Annotated in this window: 22 protein-coding genes, 1 tRNA gene and 1 pseudogene; 15 read left to right on the top strand and 9 right to left on the bottom strand. The window is 42.9% G+C overall.

Features of this window, described 5'->3' with window-relative positions; all coding sequences use genetic code 11:
* Positions 1 to 127: 127 nt before the first annotated feature.
* Positions 128 to 334, top strand: coding sequence for a hypothetical protein (locus Q9R24_RS06535; RefSeq protein ID WP_311203896.1), 207 nt, complete (start codon positions 128 to 130; stop codon positions 332 to 334).
* Here the strand turns inward: Q9R24_RS06535 and Q9R24_RS06530 are convergent.
* Together Q9R24_RS06530 and Q9R24_RS06525 are read right to left on the bottom strand one after the other, a co-directional pair.
* The gene (locus Q9R24_RS06530; RefSeq protein ID WP_311203897.1) at positions 318 to 956 is read right to left on the bottom strand and encodes a LysE family transporter; all 639 of its coding nucleotides are present in this window, start codon (positions 954 to 956) and stop codon (positions 318 to 320) included. The genes Q9R24_RS06535 and Q9R24_RS06530 overlap by 17 nt on opposite strands.
* Before the next feature lie 117 nt (positions 957 to 1,073).
* Positions 1,074 to 1,640, bottom strand: coding sequence for an FxsA family protein (locus Q9R24_RS06525; RefSeq protein WP_005247360.1), 567 nt, complete (start codon positions 1,638 to 1,640; stop codon positions 1,074 to 1,076).
* A gap of 125 nt (positions 1,641 to 1,765) precedes the next feature.
* Here Q9R24_RS06525 and ruvC point away from each other — a divergent pair, with 125 nt between their 5' ends.
* The gene (gene ruvC / locus Q9R24_RS06520; protein WP_004278925.1) at positions 1,766 to 2,311 is read left to right on the top strand and encodes a crossover junction endodeoxyribonuclease RuvC; all 546 of its coding nucleotides are present in this window, start codon (positions 1,766 to 1,768) and stop codon (positions 2,309 to 2,311) included.
* Between the two features lie 3 nt (positions 2,312 to 2,314).
* Here ruvC and Q9R24_RS06515 read toward each other — a convergent pair whose 3' ends face one another.
* Positions 2,315 to 2,587 (bottom strand): acylphosphatase, encoded by a 273-nt coding sequence (locus tag Q9R24_RS06515; RefSeq protein WP_004278926.1) that lies wholly within the window; start codon positions 2,585 to 2,587, stop codon positions 2,315 to 2,317.
* Positions 2,588 to 2,597: 10 nt separating this feature from the next.
* On the bottom strand, positions 2,598 to 4,055 hold the full coding sequence (locus Q9R24_RS06510; RefSeq protein WP_311203898.1) for an NAD(P)H-hydrate dehydratase: 1,458 nt from the start codon (positions 4,053 to 4,055) through the stop codon (positions 2,598 to 2,600).
* A 23-nt stretch (positions 4,056 to 4,078) separates the two neighbouring features.
* Here Q9R24_RS06510 and queG point away from each other — a divergent pair, with 23 nt between their 5' ends.
* The 3 genes from queG (at position 4,079) to bioB (ending at position 6,617) form a co-directional block, all read left to right on the top strand.
* A complete protein-coding gene (gene queG, locus Q9R24_RS06505; RefSeq protein ID WP_311203899.1) occupies positions 4,079 to 5,173 on the top strand; it encodes a tRNA epoxyqueuosine(34) reductase QueG in 1,095 nt (364 codons plus the stop codon).
* Positions 5,174 to 5,277: 104 nt separating this feature from the next.
* A complete protein-coding gene (locus Q9R24_RS06500) occupies positions 5,278 to 5,481 on the top strand; it encodes a hypothetical protein (RefSeq protein WP_004278929.1) in 204 nt (67 codons plus the stop codon).
* Between the two features lie 134 nt (positions 5,482 to 5,615).
* On the top strand, positions 5,616 to 6,617 hold the full coding sequence (bioB, locus tag Q9R24_RS06495) for a biotin synthase BioB (RefSeq protein ID WP_311203900.1): 1,002 nt from the start codon (positions 5,616 to 5,618) through the stop codon (positions 6,615 to 6,617).
* A gap of 7 nt (positions 6,618 to 6,624) precedes the next feature.
* Here bioB and Q9R24_RS06490 read toward each other — a convergent pair whose 3' ends face one another.
* A complete protein-coding gene (locus Q9R24_RS06490; RefSeq protein ID WP_034438286.1) occupies positions 6,625 to 6,861 on the bottom strand; it encodes a hypothetical protein in 237 nt (78 codons plus the stop codon).
* Positions 6,862 to 7,532: 671 nt separating this feature from the next.
* Positions 7,533 to 7,609, bottom strand: a tRNA-Ile gene (locus tag Q9R24_RS06485).
* An 800-nt stretch (positions 7,610 to 8,409) separates the two neighbouring features.
* Between Q9R24_RS06485 and Q9R24_RS06480 the strand changes: the two genes are divergently transcribed.
* Together Q9R24_RS06480 and Q9R24_RS06475 are read left to right on the top strand one after the other, a co-directional pair.
* Positions 8,410 to 8,964, top strand: a complete 555-nt coding sequence (locus Q9R24_RS06480; protein WP_026056524.1) for a 1-acyl-sn-glycerol-3-phosphate acyltransferase — start codon at positions 8,410 to 8,412, stop codon at positions 8,962 to 8,964.
* A gap of 247 nt (positions 8,965 to 9,211) precedes the next feature.
* Positions 9,212 to 9,961 carry a YebC/PmpR family DNA-binding transcriptional regulator gene (locus Q9R24_RS06475; RefSeq protein ID WP_004731522.1) on the top strand — a complete coding sequence of 250 codons (750 nt, stop codon included), beginning with the start codon at positions 9,212 to 9,214 and terminating at the stop codon, positions 9,959 to 9,961.
* A gap of 68 nt (positions 9,962 to 10,029) precedes the next feature.
* Here Q9R24_RS06475 and Q9R24_RS06470 read toward each other — a convergent pair whose 3' ends face one another.
* Complete coding sequence (locus tag Q9R24_RS06470) at positions 10,030 to 10,500, bottom strand: Lrp/AsnC family transcriptional regulator (protein ID WP_004645518.1); 471 nt, start codon at positions 10,498 to 10,500, stop codon at positions 10,030 to 10,032.
* Between the two features lie 380 nt (positions 10,501 to 10,880).
* Here Q9R24_RS06470 and Q9R24_RS06465 point away from each other — a divergent pair.
* A pseudogene (locus Q9R24_RS06465) lies at positions 10,881 to 12,258 on the top strand (hypothetical protein).
* Positions 12,259 to 12,322: 64 nt separating this feature from the next.
* On the opposite strand, the gene Q9R24_RS06460 reads toward Q9R24_RS06465, so the two are convergent.
* Entirely contained in the window at positions 12,323 to 13,087 is a 765-nt protein-coding gene (locus Q9R24_RS06460; protein WP_219309031.1) for a glutathione S-transferase family protein, read from the bottom strand.
* A gap of 294 nt (positions 13,088 to 13,381) precedes the next feature.
* Between Q9R24_RS06460 and ychF the strand changes: the two genes are divergently transcribed.
* Entirely contained in the window at positions 13,382 to 14,473 is a 1,092-nt protein-coding gene (gene ychF / locus Q9R24_RS06455) for a redox-regulated ATPase YchF (RefSeq protein ID WP_004645523.1), read from the top strand.
* Between the two features lie 213 nt (positions 14,474 to 14,686).
* Positions 14,687 to 15,304 (top strand): superoxide dismutase, encoded by a 618-nt coding sequence (locus Q9R24_RS06450; RefSeq protein ID WP_311203901.1) that lies wholly within the window; start codon positions 14,687 to 14,689, stop codon positions 15,302 to 15,304.
* Between the two features lie 190 nt (positions 15,305 to 15,494).
* Here the strand turns inward: Q9R24_RS06450 and Q9R24_RS06445 are convergent, their stop codons facing one another.
* A complete protein-coding gene (locus tag Q9R24_RS06445; protein ID WP_005106524.1) occupies positions 15,495 to 15,992 on the bottom strand; it encodes a hypothetical protein in 498 nt (165 codons plus the stop codon).
* Between the two features lie 103 nt (positions 15,993 to 16,095).
* Here Q9R24_RS06445 and Q9R24_RS06440 point away from each other — a divergent pair, with 103 nt between their 5' ends.
* The 5 genes from Q9R24_RS06440 to glnD all read left to right on the top strand — a co-directional run bounded on the left by Q9R24_RS06440 (position 16,096) and on the right by glnD (position 21,959).
* Positions 16,096 to 16,848, top strand: coding sequence for an AzlC family ABC transporter permease (locus Q9R24_RS06440; protein WP_004278940.1), 753 nt, complete (start codon positions 16,096 to 16,098; stop codon positions 16,846 to 16,848).
* Complete coding sequence (gene ygaH, locus Q9R24_RS06435) at positions 16,845 to 17,192, top strand: L-valine transporter subunit YgaH (RefSeq protein WP_224217193.1); 348 nt, start codon at positions 16,845 to 16,847, stop codon at positions 17,190 to 17,192. Before Q9R24_RS06440 ends, ygaH begins: the two co-directional genes overlap by 4 nt.
* Positions 17,193 to 17,285: 93 nt before the next feature.
* Positions 17,286 to 17,930 (top strand): hypothetical protein, encoded by a 645-nt coding sequence (locus tag Q9R24_RS06430; RefSeq protein WP_311203902.1) that lies wholly within the window; start codon positions 17,286 to 17,288, stop codon positions 17,928 to 17,930.
* 115 nt (positions 17,931 to 18,045) lie between these two features.
* A complete protein-coding gene (gene purT, locus Q9R24_RS06425; RefSeq protein ID WP_171057027.1) occupies positions 18,046 to 19,260 on the top strand; it encodes a formate-dependent phosphoribosylglycinamide formyltransferase in 1,215 nt (404 codons plus the stop codon).
* A 26-nt stretch (positions 19,261 to 19,286) separates the two neighbouring features.
* Complete coding sequence (gene glnD / locus Q9R24_RS06420) at positions 19,287 to 21,959, top strand: [protein-PII] uridylyltransferase (RefSeq protein ID WP_311203903.1); 2,673 nt, start codon at positions 19,287 to 19,289, stop codon at positions 21,957 to 21,959.
* Positions 21,960 to 21,969 lie beyond the last annotated feature (10 nt).

Raw genomic sequence — 21,969 nt, 5'->3', positions numbered from 1 at the left:
CAAAGACCTGTTGGTTCAAACAGGTCTTTTTATTACTCTTGAATAATTCAAATAGCTATGCGGAAAATAGCCTCATCAAATCCAGATTTGATTTACAATAGTTGTGGATTTGAATGAGAGATGTGCCATGGTTCTGTTAATTAAAAAAGGTGGATTACGCGAACGTGCCAACCGTAGCCGTAGCTATCAAGGCTCTGAAAATACTGAAACCATCTTAAAGCCTAATCGTTATCAAACGGCTGTTAAAACACCAGACAATTTAGCCTCTCCTGCCCCGACCTCACCAATATCTCCAGCATTAAATGAAGATATACCACTTAATTCATTAGAATAAGTGCGTCATACCATAACCACAATGCAAATAGCAGAAATAGTCCGCCTGAAATCATATCAATATAACTCCCCGAACGCTGGTACAAGGTTTTAATTTTTGGTTGGGAAATCAACAGCATCAATAAAGCAAAGGTGATAAAGGTCTGCAAAGGAATAATCACTGCGAGCTGTGTTTTCAAATAATCTGAAGCAGATGAACTTAAGGCCAGTGAAAATACGCTACTAAAATAGATCAGTGTTTTTGGATTAGAAAGATTGGTCCATAAGCCCAACATAAAATAGTTTTTAGCTTGCACCTGTCCATTCGTATCGTCGTCGGTCTGATGTCTATTTTTAAAGCTATGCACACCACCCTTTAACATGGCCCATCCCATCTTCGCCAGGAACATGCCACCCAAAAGCATTAAGGCGTGCTGGATCCATGGAAACTGGCCAATTAACACAGTAAAACCCGCAAGTGTCAGTACTACCCAAACCACGATACCGGCAGAGATCCCTGCAATAATTTTCAGGGCATTCTGGCGTGTGGTGGATGCAGCACTTTTGGCAATAAGTAAGATATCGGGGCCGGGACTGAGTTGAGCAACAAAATGCAGGAGACAGATCGTAAAAAGCAGAGACATTAAAATAAGGTAAATTTATAAAAATATATTATAACGTTTGTTCAAAGAGATTAGAAAGCTCCAATAAAAAACCGAATCATCAGATTCGGCTTAAATAGAATTTTTTAAATAAAACATTTATTTTGGATTGATATCTTTCATTTCAATTTTTTTCGCCTCAGGTCTCACTTCACGTGCTTCACCATCAATAATGTTGGAATCACCGCGACCTGATTGCTGATTTTGCATATCCTGCATTTGACGCATCATCTCGGCAAATGGGTTCTGGCCTTGTGCACCACCCATATCGCCCATCATGCCACCCATCATTTTTTCCATCATGAGTTGCTGACGTTTCATCATCGCTTTCATTATAGCAGCCTTAAAAACCTGCTGAACCGCTGGAATGAGCATCAATACTGCCAATACGTCGGTAATCAATCCAGGAATAAGCAGAAAGAAACCTGCCAGAATTTTAGGTAAATTTCCTGTTAATGCAGGATCTGCACTCATCTGTCCCATCTGCATTTGCTGCATTTGTGGCATTACACCGGCCGAGTATTTACGGATCAGATTCATACCAATAAAAAATGCGGCCACAAACCAGAAAAATACGTACCACATGCTCCCGACGAGGTCACCCACGCCAATCCAGACAAATACTTCTAGGATTAAGCCTGCAAGGATAATAAGAAATAATTTCATGAAAATTAATCTAATCTCAGTAAAATAAATAATAGGATGCTGGAATCAACTGCTTCATCAGGATCAAGCTTTTTTGATACGCTTATGTAACAATATGGGCATTATTCTATTTTTAAAGTGCGGGCATGTCATTAATTATTGGGATTGACCCCGGTTCTCGTTTAACCGGTTACGGAATTATCGAAAAAGACGGCTCCAAACTGACTTTTGTTGATGCCGGCACCATCAGAACAGAAACGACAGAAATGCCTGAACGTTTAAAACGGATCTTTGCCGGCGTGGAGCGCATTGTAAAATTTTATGGTCCCACTGAAGCTGCGGTAGAACAGGTCTTTATGGCACAAAATCCGGATTCTGCCTTAAAACTCGGTCAGGCCCGTGGTGCTGCTGTTGCGGCACTGGTCAATCTGGATTTGAAAGTCGCTGAATATACTGCGCGCCAGATCAAGCAGTCGGTAGTGGGTTATGGCGCTGCGGATAAAGAACAGGTGCAGATGATGGTAATGAATATTCTAAAACTCAGCATCAAACCGCAGCAGGATGCCGCCGATGCTTTAGCTGCTGCTATTTGTCATGCCCACGCCTCAGGCAGTATGAGTAAAATGGCGGTATTGAATGCGTTGGGTGGTATGGCACGCGGCCGGAGTCGCGTCAGTAGCCGTCGTCGATAAGGTTTAACGCAATATTATAAAGTCTTGAGCATCTAGCTCAGATTCCAGATACTCTTGAATAACCGCTTGTACGATTGCACGAGCAGGCCCTTTCCAACTTCGTGTAATCATTTCCTGAAGTTGGGAGTCTGTTCCAGCAATAACGGCCTCCACCTCACCTGTGCTCAAGTTCTTCACATATCCTTTCAGTCCAAGCGCCTGAGCCTGCTCGGCAAACCAGTAACGGTATCCGACTCCTTGAACTTGGCCTGAAATATTCAGTTTGATGACTGGCACACTATTCTCCTTAGCGATTCACGACCTGATAAATCGCATGTTTCATATCCTGTGCCTGCAAGCCACGTTCGCCATTTTTGGCCAGTTCATCACCTGCAAGTGCATGCAGCGTCACAATTTCATGCAAATAAATTTTTTGCGCAAATTGCGCCTTTAGACTGGCAATCATGCCGGCCAGCACATCCCCCATTCCGCCAGTGCCCATACCGGCATTCCCGGCATCACAGATGTAAAGCTTTTCTTCCAGAATCAGACTGCCTGAACCTTTTAGCACCCACTGTCCCTGATATTTTTGTTGCAGTGCATGAATGGCTGCAATCCGATCCATTTCAACTTCCGCAGTGCTACATGCCAGTAATGTGGCTGCTTCCCCAGGATGCGGAGTCGCATAAGTCTGGGAATTCAAAACTTGAGGCTGCTTGGCCAGAAACCATAAGGCATCCGCATCCAAAACAACCTCCAGATCAGATTGCTGAATCAGTTCAAACCAGATTTCGTATTGCGCTTTTGCCCAAGGATCACGACCTAACCCCATGCCAAAACACACTGCATCGACCTGCTGAATCAGTGCTTGGCGTTGCTCCTGAGTTAAGAGATTGATATCACGCAGCATGATATTCGGTGCACGTGACAAAATCGCAGTATGATGTTTTGCATCACAGATGATCGTCACTTTACCTGCTCCTGCAGCAAATGCTGCCTCTGCTGCCATGATCACTGCCCCCCCCATATCGGCATGACCACCTACAACCAAGACATGACCATAACTGCCTTTATGACCAAAGGCTTCACGCTTCGGCAATTGAATCTGATGTGATGAAAGACAAGCAATTGGTTGAAGCTCAGTATCTGTCGGGATAGCAGAAATCAGTTCGATCTTGCCCGCATATTCTATGCCTTGTCCGGTAAAAAGTCCTGCCTTAAGCCCTAAACCCGTGAAAGTGTAGTCAGCTTTAATCGCAACAGGCAAAGGCTGGCCGGTATTGGCATCCAATCCACTCGGAATATCAATTGAGATTTTTAATCCAGTTTGCTGATTGATCGTTTGAATAACATTTTGCCAGTCAAAGTCCAGCTGACGGTTCAGACCAATTCCGAATAATGCATCGATATAGACCTCACATTCAGATTGAAAATCAAAATGCGAATAAGGCTGCAAGCCAGCTTGCTGAGCTTCCTGCACAGCCGATGCTAAATCTTTGGAATTACCCAACTCAACTGCATAAATATCAACACTGAAGCCCGCCTGTTTGAGATATTTGGCCACAAGATAGCCATCGCCGGCATTATTACCCTGACCACAGCAGACCGCGATTTTTTTTATTTTTTGCTGGGAAAATAAAGTGATCAGCCGCTGACTAATCCCCCAGGCGACTTGTTGCATTAAACCGTAGGAACTATTTTGCTGTTGAAACCAGCGCTGCTCCCATGCTTGTAGATCACGGCTATGGTAAACTTGTTGCTGCATTTCTTATTCTCTGTCTTTGGTTTATGGCAACTCCCGATTCTCAAGCGCAAATTAAAGTTTATCAACAAGATCCAGCCGAGCTAAAAGCATGGATTAAAGCGCAGGCTTTAGAATTGGGTTTTTCTGATTGTGTCATTGCCAAACCAGATGCTCAAGCAGAATTAGCACGCTTACAGGAATATCTGGATCGTGGTTATCATGGTGACATGAAGTTTCTGGAAGAGAATCTGGAAAAACGTGCCAATCCCGCCTTACTGGTTCCCGGCACACATAGCATTATCTGTGTGCGTATGGATTATCTGGTCGACGCACCAGAACCACGTTATATCCCTTATGCACCCAACTCTGCCATTATCGCGCGTTATGCTCGTGGCCGGGATTATCATAAAACCATGCGGGGTCGCCTGAAAACCTTGGCGACAAAAATCCGGGAAAAAATAGGTGATTTTGAATCACGCCCATTTGCCGATTCTGCGCCCATTTTTGAAAAATCGCTGGCTGAAAGTGCCGGTATGGGCTGGACAGGCAAACATACCTTGCTGATTCATAAAACATCAGGCTCATTCTTTGTTTTGGGTGAACTGTTTACTTCACTCGAACTGCCCTTTGATGAACCTGCGACGAAACATTGTGGCTCCTGTACCGCCTGTATCGACATCTGTCCGACTCAAGCGATTGTCGAACCGTACATGCTGGATGCACGACGCTGTATCGCCTATCTGACGATCGAATATAAAGGCATTATTCCAGAAGATTTACGACGCGGAATTGGCAACCGTGTTTTTGGTTGTGATGACTGCCAACTGATTTGTCCCTGGAACAGTTTTGCCCAAGTCACCTCGATAGAGGATTTTCATCCGCGTCATGGTCTGGATCAGATGAGTTTACTGGATTTATGGCAATGGGATGAAGCTACCTTTTTAAGTGCGACTGAAGGCAGTCCGATGCGTCGTACGGGTTATCAAAGCTTTATGCGCAATATCGCCATTGGTTTGGGCAATGCACCCTTTGATGGGCAGATTATTCCGGCCCTTCAGCAACAGCGTAATCAACATGATGAAATTGTGCAGGTACATATCGATTGGGCTATTCAAGAACAACTGGCAAAATCCAGTTAATTTTCCATCTTTACCTAGCGTCACAGTTTCACTTAAAAGCCTTACACACCCATGTTTCAGACTATGGCATAAATAAAAATAGTCAGAAATGAAGTGGAGGAAAGATGATGTCATCAAAAAATCCAAATCAAGAACTGCTGGAGCAGCTTCAGCATGACCAGCAGAAGCAACAACAGCAGCAGCCGCAACATGGCCCGATTAATTCCCCAAAAAACAATCAGCATGAACAGGATCAGCGCGTGTTTAACAAGCAGCACCGTAGTGATCTGCATGGCCAGGATATTCATGGAAATCACAGTAATAAATAATCTGGCAACTGAAAAAACAAAGCTCACCTCGTGTGGGCTTTGTCATTTATATAAGGTCATATTTTGCTAATGAAGCAAAAGCTTATTTTTATTAAGATGAACCGAATGATAAATAAGCACAGATAGGGAAAGAGATGAACAGTAGTGATGCGGTACGTAATGATTGGTCACGTGAAGAAATACAAGCTCTATATCAACAGCCTTTAATCGATTTAGTGTTCCAGGCGCAACAGGTTTATCGTGAACATTTCACTGCGAATACCGTTCAGGTGAGCACCCTGCTTTCGATTAAAACCGGTAAATGTCCTGAAGACTGTAAATACTGTTCACAATCAGCGCATTATGATTCCAAACTGGAAGCTGAAAAACGCATTGCAGTCGATAAAGTGATTCAGGAAGCCAAACAGGCGCTGGCATCAGGCAGTTCACGCTTTTGTATGGGGGCTGCATGGCGCAACCCGCATGAACGCGATATGCCTTATGTGCTGGAAATGGTACGTGAAGTTAAAGCACTCGGTCTGGAAACCTGCATGACACTGGGGATGCTAAATGGATCACAGGCTGAACGCTTGAAAGATGCAGGACTGGATTATTACAACCATAATCTGGACACTTCTCGTGAATACTATTCACATATCATCAGCACGCGTAGCTTTGATGATCGTCTGGATACTCTGGATCATGTGCGTCAAGCTGGTATGAAAGTCTGTAGTGGCGGTATTGTGGGTCTGGGCGAAAGTCGTGATGACCGGATTGGTTTGTTATATGAGCTTGCAACTCTGGCAATCCATCCTGAATCTGTGCCAATTAATATGTTGGTGCCGATTGAAGGCACACCGATGGCAGATGTAGAAAAACTGGATGTGATTGAATGGATTCGTACCATTGCCGTAGCCCGCTTGTTGATGCCTAAAAGCTATATTCGCCTTTCTGCAGGGCGTGAATCCTTAAGCGATTCGGATCAGGCTTTGGCATTTATGGCTGGTGCCAATTCTATTTTCTCTGGTGAAAAACTGCTGACGACCCCTAATACATCCCAAGGTCGAGATCAGCAACTTTTTGCAAAATTAGGTTTAGTTGCAGAACAGCCAAAACCAAGTGTTCGCAGTCTGGCTACAGATGCAATGGCAAGCTAATCACTGTTTAAGTTGATGAACTCGCAGAAAAGTTATGTGCAGTAATTAAAATGCCATAACGGGCATTCAGATAATCTCCGACTCGGATTTGATCTACTCCATTGGCATGATGCACCATCAGCGCTTGCGTGACTGCATCATAGCTAAAGGAGTCATAACTATCTTGATGCAGGCTGAGCCAGTGCAGCGTATCTGCCAGGTTGCTGTCGACGATATAGGTATCTGCATGAAAATCTTTACTCATATGCCTGTTCATCGTGATGAAATTTCCCTTTAATTTTAACGGAAATTAGCCCATAACAAGCATAAAAAAGTGAGCCATTGCTCACTTTTCTTGCAAAAACTTTAGTCCTTATTCGTACCGCACTTACGACACTCCCTGTGTTCCCCGATTTCTTGCATTTGCTCATATTCATAAATATGCAAACAAAACAATTTTCTTAAAAGCTGAAGCATCATTGAAACTCCTGTTTAATCATTTTTTTAATACGCTTCTTAAGATATTCCGTCCTGAAACATCATGATTTTTGACTAAAAAATCATCTCATATTAATTAGCATAATTTTTTCAGTTGTAAAATGCATTTCATCTACTTTTCAATTTTTTTTGCAGATATTCTTTGAACTACATCACAATTATTTCATAAATATGAACTTTTTTTTTGATTAAAGAGGATGTTTATGGAATTTAGATAACAAAAGTAATATCTGAGGGAGATGCTTTTTTATTAAGCTGGTAACGAAGAATCTTTATTGAAAGGCAAACTAGAAAAGTTCATTATCAGTGGAGGCAACCCATTTTAAGTCCTTCGAGATAAGAACGACGATCAATTAAGTGAATTGCTTACTTCAGATTTCATAATATCCAAAAACAAAAAACCCCTTATGATTAATGCACGTAAGGGGTTATTTTATATGGTGGGCCCAGACAGACTTGAACTGTCGACCAACGGATTATGAGTCCGCTGCTCTAACCAACTGAGCTATAGGCCCTATATGCTGAAAACTTTATTTATCAATAAGTTCAGGCGTCATGAATACTAGCTAAGATTTTTTGGAAAGACAAGTGCTTTTATAACTGCTTGAACATTTAGGCAGCAATCATAAGCGACTAGTCTTAGCCAAAATTTCAGTTACTTAAGACTTCAGTATAGGAGGCGTATAGAAAAATGAGATACATGCTGCATCATTTAAGACAAATGAGCCTGTCATCTTGAATTTAATCCGGTCTACTAAGGGTAAAACTGATAGATTTAAGGTCTTAGTATATCTATAAGGTATTAAAATTCTTTATTGCTCAGGCAGCACTGTTAAAGGAATAGCCTTGAGCTCAAGAAGATAGAATGACTAGAATTCAGACTTCATTTCTTCGTCTTTATGTAAATCCCGCTTAATTTCGATCAAAGACCATACAATTATAAGCGCAAAAATCAATAAGGAGACTACGAAGGCTGTCATGTACGTCATACTTTTCAATCTCAGAGTAGAAAGAATAAGAAAATAGAAAAGACCTGTATCAGTCTTCTTCTTCGACAAAAGTCTAATAACTAAAGTGTGCTCTGGATAGTCATTTTTTCATCATTTTAAGACTTTTTTTGTATCTACTAATATTTTTAAGATATTAATATTATTTTATTTATATATATTAACTCTTAATCTTGCAGCTTAAAAAGATGAATAAATCATAGATTTTTACATTATTCGCTGATTTTATTGGAAAGCCTATTGACTGTATGGGCGAACAAGATGAAATTATGCAGTTCTCTACATACAGCTTTTACTTATCTGTGCTTATGCTAAATAAATTCCTTGGCGAATCTGCATTTAAACTTGCAGGTTGGCAATATCATGTCGAACCAGATGTGCTTGAAGATAAACAGGTTATTATTGGATTTGAACATACCTCAATGATGGATGCGGTACTGTCAATTGCTCTGTTCCAGATTTACGACCTCAAGGTTCATACCTTAATCAAAAAAGAATTATTTAAAGGACCTTTCAAACCGCTATTAAACGCTGTTGGTGGTATTCCGGTTGACCGCAAGGCCAGTAAAGATATCGTGACCCAGATGGTGGAACATTTTCAGAACAATGAAAAGTTCAATCTGGTCATTGCTCCCGAAGCGACACGAGCCAAACAGGGTGAAGCACGCAAACCGATCCGTACCGGTTTCTGGCATATTGCCAAGGCTGCCAATGTACCGATCGTGTTGTTATACGCCAATTCCAGAACCAAGCAAGGTGGCATTCTTGGCAAGATCTATCCGACAGACCTTGCGCATGACCTGGCTTTGATCAAACAACTGTATAAAGATAAGGTTGGTCTGGATATCGTTATACCAGAGTAAGCTTTTTAAAAGAAAAGCACGGACATAATCAGCGATTTTGCTTTTTATGTCCAAGTCATCTGTCTATATCAATGTATAAATAGAATTATAAATCTCCCTATCCTCTTTCTATTTTTCCTCGATATTGCACTTTTTTTGTTTTTATCCTGAAATCTCAAATCCAGGCACTTTTTTTTAAAAAAACGCTTATGGTAGAATTTCGGCATTCTGATAGGCATACAGCCAATCTACAAGGAGCATAGTTCGCATGGCGGGTCATTCCAAGTGGGCCAATATTAAGCATCGCAAAGCAAAACAAGATGCGAGTCGTGGTAAAGTTTTTACCAAATACATTCGTGAATTAACCACTGCTGCAAAGCTTGGTGGTCCAGATACTGCAAGCAACCCTCGTCTACGTGCTGTGGTTGAAAAAGCATTATCAGTGAATATGACACGTGACGTGATCAACCGTGCCATTCAACGTGGTGCTGGTGGCGAAGATAACGACGACCTGAAAGAAGTGACCTACGAAGGTTATGGTGTAGGTGGTGTTGCGGTTATTGTTGAAACCATGACTGACAACTTGAACCGTACTGTGCCTGACGTACGTCATTGCTTCTCTAAAACTGATGGTAACCTAGGCACTAACGGTTCGGTGGCATTCCTGTTCACGAAACGTGGCGAGATTACTTTTGAAGATGTTTCTTTGGAAGATCAAATCATGGAAGTGGCATTAGAAGCAGGTGCGGAAGACATCGAAGTCACTGAAGATGAAATCCTGGTGATTACTACACCTGAAGCTTTCGGTGATGTTCAAGATGCTTTAACTGCTGCAGGTTTAAAATCTGACAATGCTGAAGTGGTGATGAGTCCTTCAACCAAAGCAGAAATCACCGACATCGATCAAGCGAAAAAAATCATGAAAATGATTGATATGCTTGAAGATCTGGATGATGTACAGAACGTATATACCAACGTTGAATTCTCAGATGCTGTTTTAGCAGAACTTGATGCTTAACTGTCACTGATTCAAAAAACGCACCTTAGGGTGCGTTTTTTTGTGGCTGTCGACCACCCTAGCTTTGATTAAACTTTATTGAGTAATCCGCTACAGTTAAAGACATTATATTCTTTAATGACAAAGCTGGAATGCAGTGCCACCACATGCTCAATTTTTCCAATCCGCTTAAGCAGGATTTCACTATAATTTTCCATATCTCTTGCCACGACTTCAACAATAAAGTCTGCCGACTGACCGGTGACCAAAAAGGCATTAATTACTTCGGGAATACTTTCCAGTTCTTCCAGAAATTTGGCAAAAGTATCGCTATCATGTTTGCTTAAGGATACCTGCAACAGCACATGCAGACTGAAACCTAATTTTTGGTAATTGATTTCACGTTTTAAGCCACTGATAATATTATGATCGATTAAGTGTTTGATCCTACGATGCACCGAACTGACAGATAAATTCACCCGCTCGGACAGTTCATTCAGATTGACATCTTCATGGGTCAATATTTCTAGAATATGTTTATCGAAACGATCCAGTTCCATTTTTATACTCTTATATCAATAATCAATAGATGCAGAAAATTTTGCGCCATCTCTGTTATACAATATTTATTTATTTTTCACAAAATTTTCATATTCTGAAATTTTTTCCCAAATGGGATTTCATTTTATAAATACGGTTTTCAGGAGGGTTTAAATGACCGTTAATCGCATAAATTAAAAACATGACCAATGGTATTTTTGATTAAATCTTTATTTTTAAATTATTTAAATTGGGTAAACATGGCAACAGATAGGCTATTCCTGTCAGCCCCTACACGACTTAACCGTCCATCTTTTACAAGTGTATAGAAATAGATTAAAACAAAGGCGCTTTAAAAACAAAAATAGCGCATTTCAAAAATATTACACAAGGAACGGTCATGGCTTCTAAACTTTTAAGCTTGATAAAAACAAAAGTGAGTCCTGTTTTAACCGTCGAAACCCAAAACGAAGAGCTTATTGGGCGGCTTATTCGGTGGAACGACATCAGGTACCCTCACCAATCTTATTGGCAATCTCACCGGATCCAATACTCAACCTTCAGTCAGCTCATTATTAAATAATCTCCTTTCTGGAAGCAGCCTGAGTACGACAAATCTCAGCAATTTATTAACTCAATTTTCTGGTTCGAATGCCTCAAGTTTAAATATTCAAAGCCTGATCAGTAGCTTAACCCAAACCAATGGTGGTAGCTTTAATATTACCCAGGTCACCAACTTATTAAAGAGCTTAATGGGGAGCAATAGCAGCAGCCTGGATCTTGAGGCTATTTCTCAACTGGTAGGCGGCTTATTGGGCGGCAGTACGGGCAATATTGATATTGGTAAAATTTCTGAACTGGTCGGTGGCCTGATCGGCGGTTCAAGCAATATTGATATCAGTGCGATTGCTAGTCTAGTCGGCAACCTGATTGGCGGGAATGGCGAGATTGATATCGCGCAAATCGCTCAGCTTGTTGGTGGCCTGATTGGCGGTAATGGTGAGATTGATATCGCGCAAATCGCTCAGCTTGTTGGTGGCCTGATTGGCGGTAATGGTGAGATTGATATCGCGCAAATTGCTGAATTGATCGGTGGTTCTGGCGGATTGGGCGGTGTAGATATTGGTGCAATCGCAGGTCTGGTCAGCAACCTGATCGGTGGCAATGGCGAGATTGATATTGCACAAATCGCTCAGTTGGTTAGCGGCCTGATCGGTGGTTCTGGCGGTTTAGGTGATATAGATATTGGAGCAATTGCAGGTCTGGTGGGGGGGTTAATTGGTGGCAATGCAGGCAGTGATTTTGATCTTGGTGCTATTACCGATTTAATTAGCGGCTTTGTAGGCGGAAATGCAACGGGTGGTTTTGATGTCGGTGGCTTCACTGACTTACTGAGCGGTCTAATCGCGAATGGTTCAAATGGCATAGACTTAGGTGGGTTATTGGGTAATCTGAATCTCGGTAGCGATCTGGATTTGGGTGGTATGATCGAAGGTATTTCTTCTGCTTCAAACGGCTTTGACTTAGGCAGTATTGCCGAAGGTGTTGGTCTGTTGGTGGGTAATGGCTCTTCGATTGAATTGCCTGACCTCGGTGATCTTGTCCAAGGTGTGGGTACGACTGATTCCAATATTGACCTGTCTGCTCTCCTGCCGGGCATTAAAGATACGATTCAGAATATTGGCAGTGGCGGTTCTTCATCCGGATTTGATTTTGGTTCACTCCTCAATAATTTTACTAAAAATATTGATATCGACCAGACTAATCCTTGGGGTTAATCATAATCTCATCAAAAAAACGCGCTTCATGCGCGTTTTTTAATTTTGAAAGTAGCGTTTAAACTTATATACCACGCCAGTCTACCCGTGCATTGCGTTCGGTTCGGTAAATACGACAAATATATTCACCCAGTGGTAGCTCATTCAAATACTGCTGATAGTCACGATATTCTTCGGACAAGGTTTCAAAATTTTCTTTTTCCCACGGCGTACCTGGAATCGCCAAAAGCGGTGCCAACATGGAACAGACTGCAATATCCGCCAGACCTAAACGATTTCCGACAAAATAATGCCCACCTTGGCTGACCAGCATCTGATTGAGCTGCTGTACCGCAACATCAATATGCTGTTTGGATTCCGCCACAGTTTCCTCATTCAATGCATAACCCTTGGCCACCATCGCTTTCAACAAAGGTTTAGAAAATTTTTCAAACTGGCGCAGATAACCCTGCTCACCAATTAAAATATCCAGAGATTCATGATCAGAAGTCAGTGCTTGAGAGAGCATCCAGCGACGGACATGACGACCCAATTCCAAAGTAATTTCATTAATTTCTAAAGCTTTATTTCGAAAATACCCTTCTGCGTGCAGTAAACGATGTTCTGGATAAGTATCATCCAAATACAGAGCAATCTGGGTGGAATCTGCGATCCATCGATCCTGATCACGCAAAATAGGCAGACGATTCTGGCCTGTTTTCAGGCGGGCAAAAGCGCGGTGTACCCCGGGTATCAGATTGTGAGCAACATAGTACAGCTCTTTATGGTCCAGCATCCAACGTGCTTTTTCGCAAAAGTGAGATAAAGGAAACTGGTATAAAGTTCGCATGTATGCTCCATGTTTATCGTTATTGGATCAGGGCGTGTAGGCCGCTGTTTTATTCAGATACTTTAGTCACTCACTTTTAGAAAAACAATGTGATTTTTATTCAAAAGTAAAATACTGGCTGATTATTCCTCTATGGTTGGTGGACTCACTACACATCCCGGAAAGCTCAGCGAGTCATTTTAGGTCGCCAGAAGCATTTGATTGCAATAAACCACAAGCACATGACCTGACTTTAGTCATGCTTTCATGTAAAATCGGGGGCAATTTTTATATAACGCTTTTGTGAGTTATTTCATGGGTTTTAATTGCGGTATTGTCGGCTTGCCGAACGTTGGTAAATCTACACTTTTCAATGCCTTAACCAAAGCTGCTATTGCTGCAGAAAACTTCCCTTTCTGTACGATCGAACCAAACACCGGAATTGTACCTGTTCCTGATCCACGTTTAGACAAATTGACTGCAATTGTTAAACCGCAACGTGTTATTCCGACTTCTATGGAGTTTGTAGACATCGCAGGTCTGGTAGCAGGTGCTTCTAAGGGTGAAGGCTTGGGTAACCAGTTCCTGGCCAACATTCGTGAAACTGATGCAATTGCTCACGTTGTGCGTTGTTTTGAAGATGAAAACGTGATTCATGTGAATGGTCGTATTGATCCACTAGATGACATTGCTACGATTAATACCGAACTTGCGCTTGCAGACTTGGATGCTGTAGCCAAAGCGATTACGCGTTTGACTAAATCTGCTAAGGGTGGCGACAAAGAAGCGCTAGCTACTAAAGCAGTTCTGGAAAAAATCCAGCCTTTACTGGATGAAGGTAAACCGGCTCGCGCAGCGGACCTAGATGATGACGAACGCAAGCTGGTTCGTGGCTTTGGTTTAATGACGCTTAAACCAACGATGTACATTGCTAACGTTGCTGAAGACGGTTTTGAAAACAACCCGCATTTAGATGCAGTGCGAAAATTGGCCGCTGAAGAAAATGCGATTGTGGTTCCACTTTGCAACCAGATTGAAGCTGAAATTTCATTGCTTGAAGATGAAGACCGTGCTGAATTCCTTGAAGCAATGGGCATGGAAGAACCGGGTTTAAACGTTGTAATTCGTGCAGGTTATTCATTACTGGGCCTACAAACTTACTTCACCGCGGGCGTGCAAGAAGTTCGTGCCTGGACCGTAAAAGTTGGCGCAACTGCACCACAGGCAGCAGGCGTGATTCATACCGACTTTGAAAAAGGCTTTATCCGTGCAGAATGTATCGCTTATGATGATTTCGTGCAGTACAACGGCGAAGCCGGTGCGAAAGAAGCAGGTAAATGGCGTCTAGAAGGTAAAACTTACATCGTTCAGGATGGCGATGTTTTACACTTCCGTTTTAACGTTTAAGTCGTTGCTGTTTGAAAAAGCTCCCTTCTTGGGGGCTTTTTTTATTACTTTTAAAAAGAGGATTCATACGTATAACAACCTTTCTGAAAGCGCATAAGATCAACACATATTAACAATAATGATAACTATTCTCATATATAAATATTAAATTAGAGCGTATCTTAAATCTAATGAAAAATAACCTAATTCCATTCTTACAAAGGAATCCTGCCAATGAGCTACACCTTGCCTGCACTGCCTTATGCTTATGATGCGCTAGAGCCTCATATCGATAGCAAGACTATGGAAATTCATCATAACAAGCATCATCAAACCTATATCAATAATATCAATGCAGGAATCGCGGGTACAGAGTGGGAAGATTTATCAGTCGAAGCATTAATTAGCAAATTCAATGAAGTGCCCGAGCAACTCAAACAGAACGTGACCAACAATGCCGGTGGACATGCCAATCATTCCCTGTTCTGGACAGTGATGAGTCCAGACGGCGGTGGTCATCCCGAAGCTGAAATTGCCAAAGCGATCGAACATGAATTAGGAGGATTCGAGGCATTTAAAGAAGCGTTTACCCAAGCAGCGCTTAGCCGTTTTGGTAGTGGTTGGGCCTGGTTAAGTATGGCGCCAGATCAAACGCTTATTGTAGAAAGTAGCGCCAATCAGGATTCTCCGCTGATGCATCGCAATATTCCCCTTTTAGGTCTGGATGTCTGGGAACATGCCTATTATTTACAGTATCAAAACCGTCGTCCGGAATATATCTCAGCTTTTTTCAATGTCGTGAACTGGAAAGAAGTAAATCGTCGTTATCTGGAAGCGTTAAACGCACTTTAAATCTTTGAGGAGATCTGCCATGTCTACACGTATGCTGATTCAACGCATGATTGGCAGCACCCTGCTGATCTGCGGTGTCATGGTGCTTTTATTAGAACATGTGTGGATGCCCTATTTTTAAAGTTTATTTTGCTAAAAAAGCCAGTCATTCAGACTGGCTTTTTATAAGTACATTTAAATGGGCAAAGGTTTATTGCATATTGGCAATTGCAGTACCTTTTTGCTTAGGATCGGTATTTCCGAGTGCAGGATGGGCAATGGCATTCTGACATTGCAGTTTATCCCGCTCATAATCCGCCTGTTTTTGTTGCAGGCTGTTGCCATTTTCCATGGTCGTCCGCGCCCAGATTTCCAGACTGGTCAAAGCTTTACGACACAGAGCATATTTGCCTTCGGTCACCGAATCGGTCATTTTGACATTAATACGCCAGTCTGTACTCAATTTACGTGCTGGTTGACGTACCTGTGTTTCCAGCTGATCCACTTCTTTATTATAGACCAGTGGATCCACTTCATTGATCAGTTGCCATGCGGCATTGGCATAAGTCGTCGCATCATTAGTCAATTTAGGTGCCGGTTTAATTTCTGGCTTATCAGTCGATTGACTGTCATTCCCACACGCTTGTAACAATATTGCCGTGCTTATTAAAGCAGCAGTCAGCATCGCACGTGTCTTGAACATCCACATATCAGGCTCGCCAATTTAAACATTTCGGCACTATGCTATTAAATTCACGTAGAATACACAATCTTCATTTGACCCATCGTTCAACTCTCCTTCAAGGTGTGTCGTGTCTGAACCGAATCAACTCGCTACGCAACCTGCTGGCTTCTGGCAAGGTGCAAAAGATAGCCAAGCGATTATCTTCACTTATTTACCGGTGTCGTTTGCTTTTGGTGTGTCAGCTACTCAGTTTGGCTTTACCGCTTGGGAAGCACTGTTCCTGTCCTGTTCGATGTATGCAGGTGCCAGCCAGTTCCTGGTAGTTGCGCTCTTAGGCAGTGGTACATCTATCTGGATGACGGCATTAACCGTGATTGCCTTAGACATTCGTCATCTGCTTTATGGCCCTGCGTTACAAAATCTGATTCAAGACCGGCTGAATTTAAAGAAAACGGCAATCTGGTCTTGGGGTTTGACCGATGAAGTTTTTGCCTCCGGCATGATCAAGCTCTCGCAACGGCGACAGGAATGGTCAGAATCCTGGATGCTCGGTTTAAGCCTGTTTAGCTGGATGTCCTGGGCACTCGGATCTTTCCTCGGTGGATTGTTTGCCGATCAGGTCAGTAACCTGCCGCAATTCTTACAGGCTGCGCTGGATTTCTTGTTACCTGCGCTGTTCCTGAGCTTCTTGTTAGCCGCTTTTGAGAAAAAACATACTTTTGTTGTAGCTGTCACAATTCTGGTGTCTGCGATTGCCTGTTATTTTATCGACCTGTCTGCCGCGATCTTTATCGGTATCAGTTCTGGTATTTTCGCCGGCTTGTTTAAGCACTATATTTTGAAGCAGCCAGATCCTGAACACGCAGGAGATCAAGCATGAATCTAGAGATTATTCTGGTCGGAATTTTAGTCGGAATCGCCAATTTTGCCTCGCGCTTTGGTCCGTTTTTTGTCATTCAAAAATTTCAGCAAGGTTCGCAAAAACGCGGAGCGTTGTGGCTAAAAATTGCCTTGGGTTCAATTGGCATCGCTGCGATCAGCTCCATGTTGGTAGTTGCTACCCTGCCGCCTTTATTAGAAACACCGAATAAAAGTTTTGCGATGCTGGTTGGCTTTATTGTGCTCACGGCTTTGTACTTTAAGTTTAAACGGATCGTGATGGCGACACTGACCGCAGCACTGACCTATGGGTTGGTTTACACCTATGTTGCAGTACCCTTTTAAGCTTTAACTAGTTGATCAATTGAAACAAAGACTTATGCTAAACTCATAGTATAGGTCTTTTTTATATAACAATAAAAACAAGGAAGGATGCGCATGTTTGAGGTCAAACAGGTGATTGAAGGCAAAATCTTTATTCATCATCGGCGCGATGAAATGTTAACCGTATTCCATCGACATGAAGTGCCGGCACAATATTTTGAATGTTTTATCAATGCTCAAAATTTTACCGGACATTTTGTCGAAATACATGCTCAACCAGCAGATCAAGTTCGGGTGGTTTATATTAAAAAGAATAGCACCCATCAAATTATTGCTATGCTTAATCAGAGCCAATACGTGCTGCATCTTCATCCTTTGACATTGATTTTAGGTAAATGGAGCTTCAGACATCGTGTCCTGCCGAATATTCTAAAAATTTTTGCTGGTTTATTTGCGCTCCTTTTTATTCTTTTTTCAGCTACCGCCTTTTCAGCAGATCAGTTCCAGCTCACCACCATCTTGCGAGACTGCATTCAATTCACAGTTTTTGGGCTACTGTTATTTTTGCTGTGCTTTGTACTGCCTTTTGTATTGCCCTATGCGTATTTCCTGCATGTTCGTACATTACGTCTGTTAAAGATGCTAAATATCAATACTGAACAAGTTGCACAAATAGAAAAGCTCAAGTCTCAAAGCGAGATTTATCTTCTGCAAACGCAGTCTGACAGCGATGTGAAAATGACAGCGCCTCCTTATTAAAATCTAGAAAAACTTTATAAATAAAACTGTTGGTCAATATCACAATTTTGTATGAATCTTGGCTTAACTGTCGGCTCAGTTCTGCTATGCTAAAAGTCCATAAAATCAACCATGGATGATCCACATGAGCGTGACTATTGGTACTCCCCTTCAATCTTCTGCCTATAAAGTTCTATTATTGGGTTCTGGTGAACTGGGCAAGGAAGTGGTGATTTCACTACAACGCCTTGGAGTCGAAGTTCATGCTGCTGACCGTTATGATCATGCCCCTGCCATGCAGGTTGCGCATTATTCCTATACCTTGAATATGGCAGATGCTGTAGAACTCAAACAACTCATCAATCAAATCCAGCCACATTTAATTGTTCCTGAAATTGAAGCGATTGCGACCGAAGTTCTGCTTGAAATAGAAGCCCAGAACATTGCTACAGTCATTCCTTCTGCTAAAGCCGTCAATCTGACCATGAACCGTGAAGGTATTCGTCGTCTGGCTGCGGAAGAACTCGGTCTGCCAACTTCAGCTTACCGTTTTGCCGACAGTTTAGAATCCTTCCGCGCGGCCTGTGACGATGTCGGCTATCCAAACTTTGTGAAACCGGTGATGTCATCTTCAGGCAAAGGTCAGTCTCGTGTTACCCGTTTTGATGAAGTCGATGCTGCCTGGGAATATGCGCAAACCGGTGGCCGGGTCAATCAGGGTACTGTGATTGTAGAATCACAAATTGACTTTGATTTTGAAATTACCTTATTGACTGTTCGTGCAAAAAATCCAGAAACCGGCGAAATCGAAACGTCTTATTGCGACCCGATCGGACATCGTCAGGACTCAGGTGATTATGTGGAAAGCTGGCAGCCTCAACCGATGACTCCAGCCGCGCTGGAAGAATCCAAGCGTATTGCCAACAAGGTCACCACAGCACTTGGTGGTTGCGGAATCTTTGGTGTAGAACTCTTTGTAAAAGGCGACAAAGTATGGTTTAGTGAGGTTTCTCCGCGTCCACACGATACTGGACTGGTGACTTTAGCCTCCCAATTTCAAAGTGAATTTGAGCTGCATGCACGTGCTATTTTAGGCTTGCCGGTGAATACTGCACGACATAGTGTGGCTGCCAGTGCGGTAATTTATGCTGGAGTAGATGGCCGTAATCTTTCATTTTCTGGCCTGAATCTTGCTTTAGCAGACGGCAATACCGATTTGCGCCTGTTTGGTAAACCAGAAGGTTTTAAACGTCGTCGTATGGGCGTTGCCACGGCACGTGCAGAAACTATTGAACAGGCACGTGAACTGGCCCTCCAGGTCGCCAACCAAGTTAGCGTCAACCAAAACTAAGCTAAAATACCAACGGACGACTGTACATGATCAACACCCATCCACTGCTGAATTACGCTAAAAGCAACCATGACATTAAAGCCATCAATCAATGGCGCAGTGATGTCGAAAATCAGCTTCAGGAAAGTTTTGAAAATGGCCAGTCGATTCGGGATATTATTCTGGCGCGTTCCAACCTGATTGATGAAGCATTGCAGTTTCTCTGGCAGCATGCCGAACTGGATCAAACTGATTTGGCCCTGTTTGCAGTCGGAGGCTATGGCCGTCGTGAAATGCTGCCTTATTCTGATGTCGACATCATGATCTTGTCAGAAGACGAGATTAACCCGGAACAGGAACAACTGATTTCTACATTCATTTCATCGCTTTGGGACGTGGGGAATTTCAAACCCGGTATCAGTGTCCGCACCATCAATGAATGTGTCAATCAGGCCAGCAGTGATCTGACCGTCGCCACCACCCTGATCGAAGCCCGCCTGATTATTGGCAATGAAAACCTGTGTAGATGGCCACGTCGTATCGTGTCACGTACCTGGACTGACAAAACTTTTTTTGATGCCAAGATGGATGAGCAGCATAAACGCTATGCTCAGCACAACAATACCGAAAGCAATCTGGAACCGGATATTAAAAATGCGCCGGGTGGCATCCGTGATATCAACCAGATTGGCTGGATTGCCAAACGGCATTTCCGCGTCAATCGCATTTATGATCTGGTACATCTCGGTTTTATTTCAGAATTTGAACTCGGTGTGCTTGAGGAAGCCGAAAGTTTCCTCTGGGAAATCCGTCATCACCTGCACCGCCTGACCAAGCGCGATGAAAACCGCTTATTGTTCGATTATCAGCGTGATATTGCTGCCAAATTTGGCTATGTACGTGAAGAGGCGCATCATCCGAACTATCCAATTGAACAGTTCATGAAGCGCTATTATCGCAGTGCACAGCAAGTGTCTACGCTGAACGAAATGCTGCTGGCCTATTTTAATGAATCGGTCATTACGCCACGTTTACCGCAATATGAACGCCAGATCGAAGAAATCAACCAGAACTTTAAACTGGTCGATGGCAAACTGGCTGTGCAGCATCACAAGATTTTCTCGGAAAATCCAAACGCAATTCTGGAAATTTTCTATTTACTAGCCAATCGTCCTGAGATCGAAGGTATTCGTGCGCGTACTTTACGCCTGCTGACCCTGGCTGGAAAACGCATTGATCAGGATTTTCGTGATAATCCGGTGCATCAGGCGCTATTTATGGCGATTATCCGTTCACCGCATCGACTCTACGATACTATGGTCGCGATGAAGCGTTATGGTGTGCTTGGAAATTACATCCCGGCCTTTGGACAGATTCTGGGACTGATGCAATATGACCTGTTCCATATCTATACGGTCGATGCACATACCTTATTGCTGCTGCGTAATTTAAACCGCTTTAAAGAACCTGAATTTGCCAAGGAATTTCCGGTGGTCAGTTCAGTGTTTCAGCGTCTGACCCGTCGTGACATAGTCTATCTGGCAGCAATTTTCCATGATATTGCTAAAGGTCGTGGCGGTGACCACAGTGAACTCGGTGCCAGCGACGCGATTAAATTCTGCCGTAGCCATGGCTTTACTGAACGCGAAAGTAATCTGGTGGCCTGGCTGATCCAAAATCATCTGATGATGTCGGTGACTGCCCAGAAAAAAGATATTTCCGATCCGGATGTGGTCAAAGAATTCGCCGAAAAAATGGGTGACATGGAACATCTGGACTATCTGTACACCCTAACAGTCGCCGATATTAACGCCACCAATCCGAAGCTGTGGAATACCTGGCGCGCTTCGCTGATGCGTCAACTATATACTCAGGCACGTGACGTAATCCGTTCTGGTCTGGGCCGTCCGGTTGATTATCAAATGCTGATTGAAGATACTAAATTTGCAGCCAGTGAACTTCTGGTTCAGGACTTCTCACTGGATGAAGTAGAAAAAGTCTGGCAGGAACTTGGTGATGACTATTTCCTCAAAGAAACAGCAGATGAAATTGCCTGGCATACCCGTGCCATTTTACAACACGGCGATAATCCTGCCCCACTGGTGCTGATGCGGGCGCACCGTAAATATGCGCAGGATGCGGTACAGATCTTTATTTATACGCAGGATCAACCCAACCTGTTTGCCACCACCGTGGCTATTCTGGATCGTATGAATCTGGATGTACAAGACGCACGGATTATTACAGCGACTAAAGCCTTCAGTCTGGATACCTATGTAGTACTGGACCGTTTTGGTACCTTATTGACCGATCCGGAACGCGAAGCCACAGTGATTGAAGCTCTGAAAGATGCCTTGAGTCATTCTGATGAATATCCGGGCCTGATGCAGCGCCGGATTCCGCGTCAATTACGTCATTTCGATATTGAAAATACAGTCGATATTAGTATCAATCCTGCCTTGAATCAAAATATGGTCGAAATCGCTACTCTCGATCATCCTGGTTTACTTGCCAAAATCGGTGGTTTATTTATGATGCAAGGCCTGGATATCCACTCTGCCAAAATTGCTACACTTGGCGAACGTGCCGAAGACATATTTTTTGTCACCAAAAAAGATGGCAACCCTATGACACCTGAAGAATCTGCTGAATTTGCAGCTGCACTTAAAACTGCACTGGATGAAGCCTCTCATCAGGTTTGTAGTCAACACTCACATTAAAACGCGGTTA

It is taken from the genome of Acinetobacter sp. RRD8, assembly GCF_031844225.1.
In the GTDB taxonomy this organism is placed as follows: Bacteria; Pseudomonadota; Gammaproteobacteria; order Pseudomonadales; family Moraxellaceae; genus Acinetobacter.
This window is presented reverse-complemented; position numbering and strand designations above follow the sequence as displayed.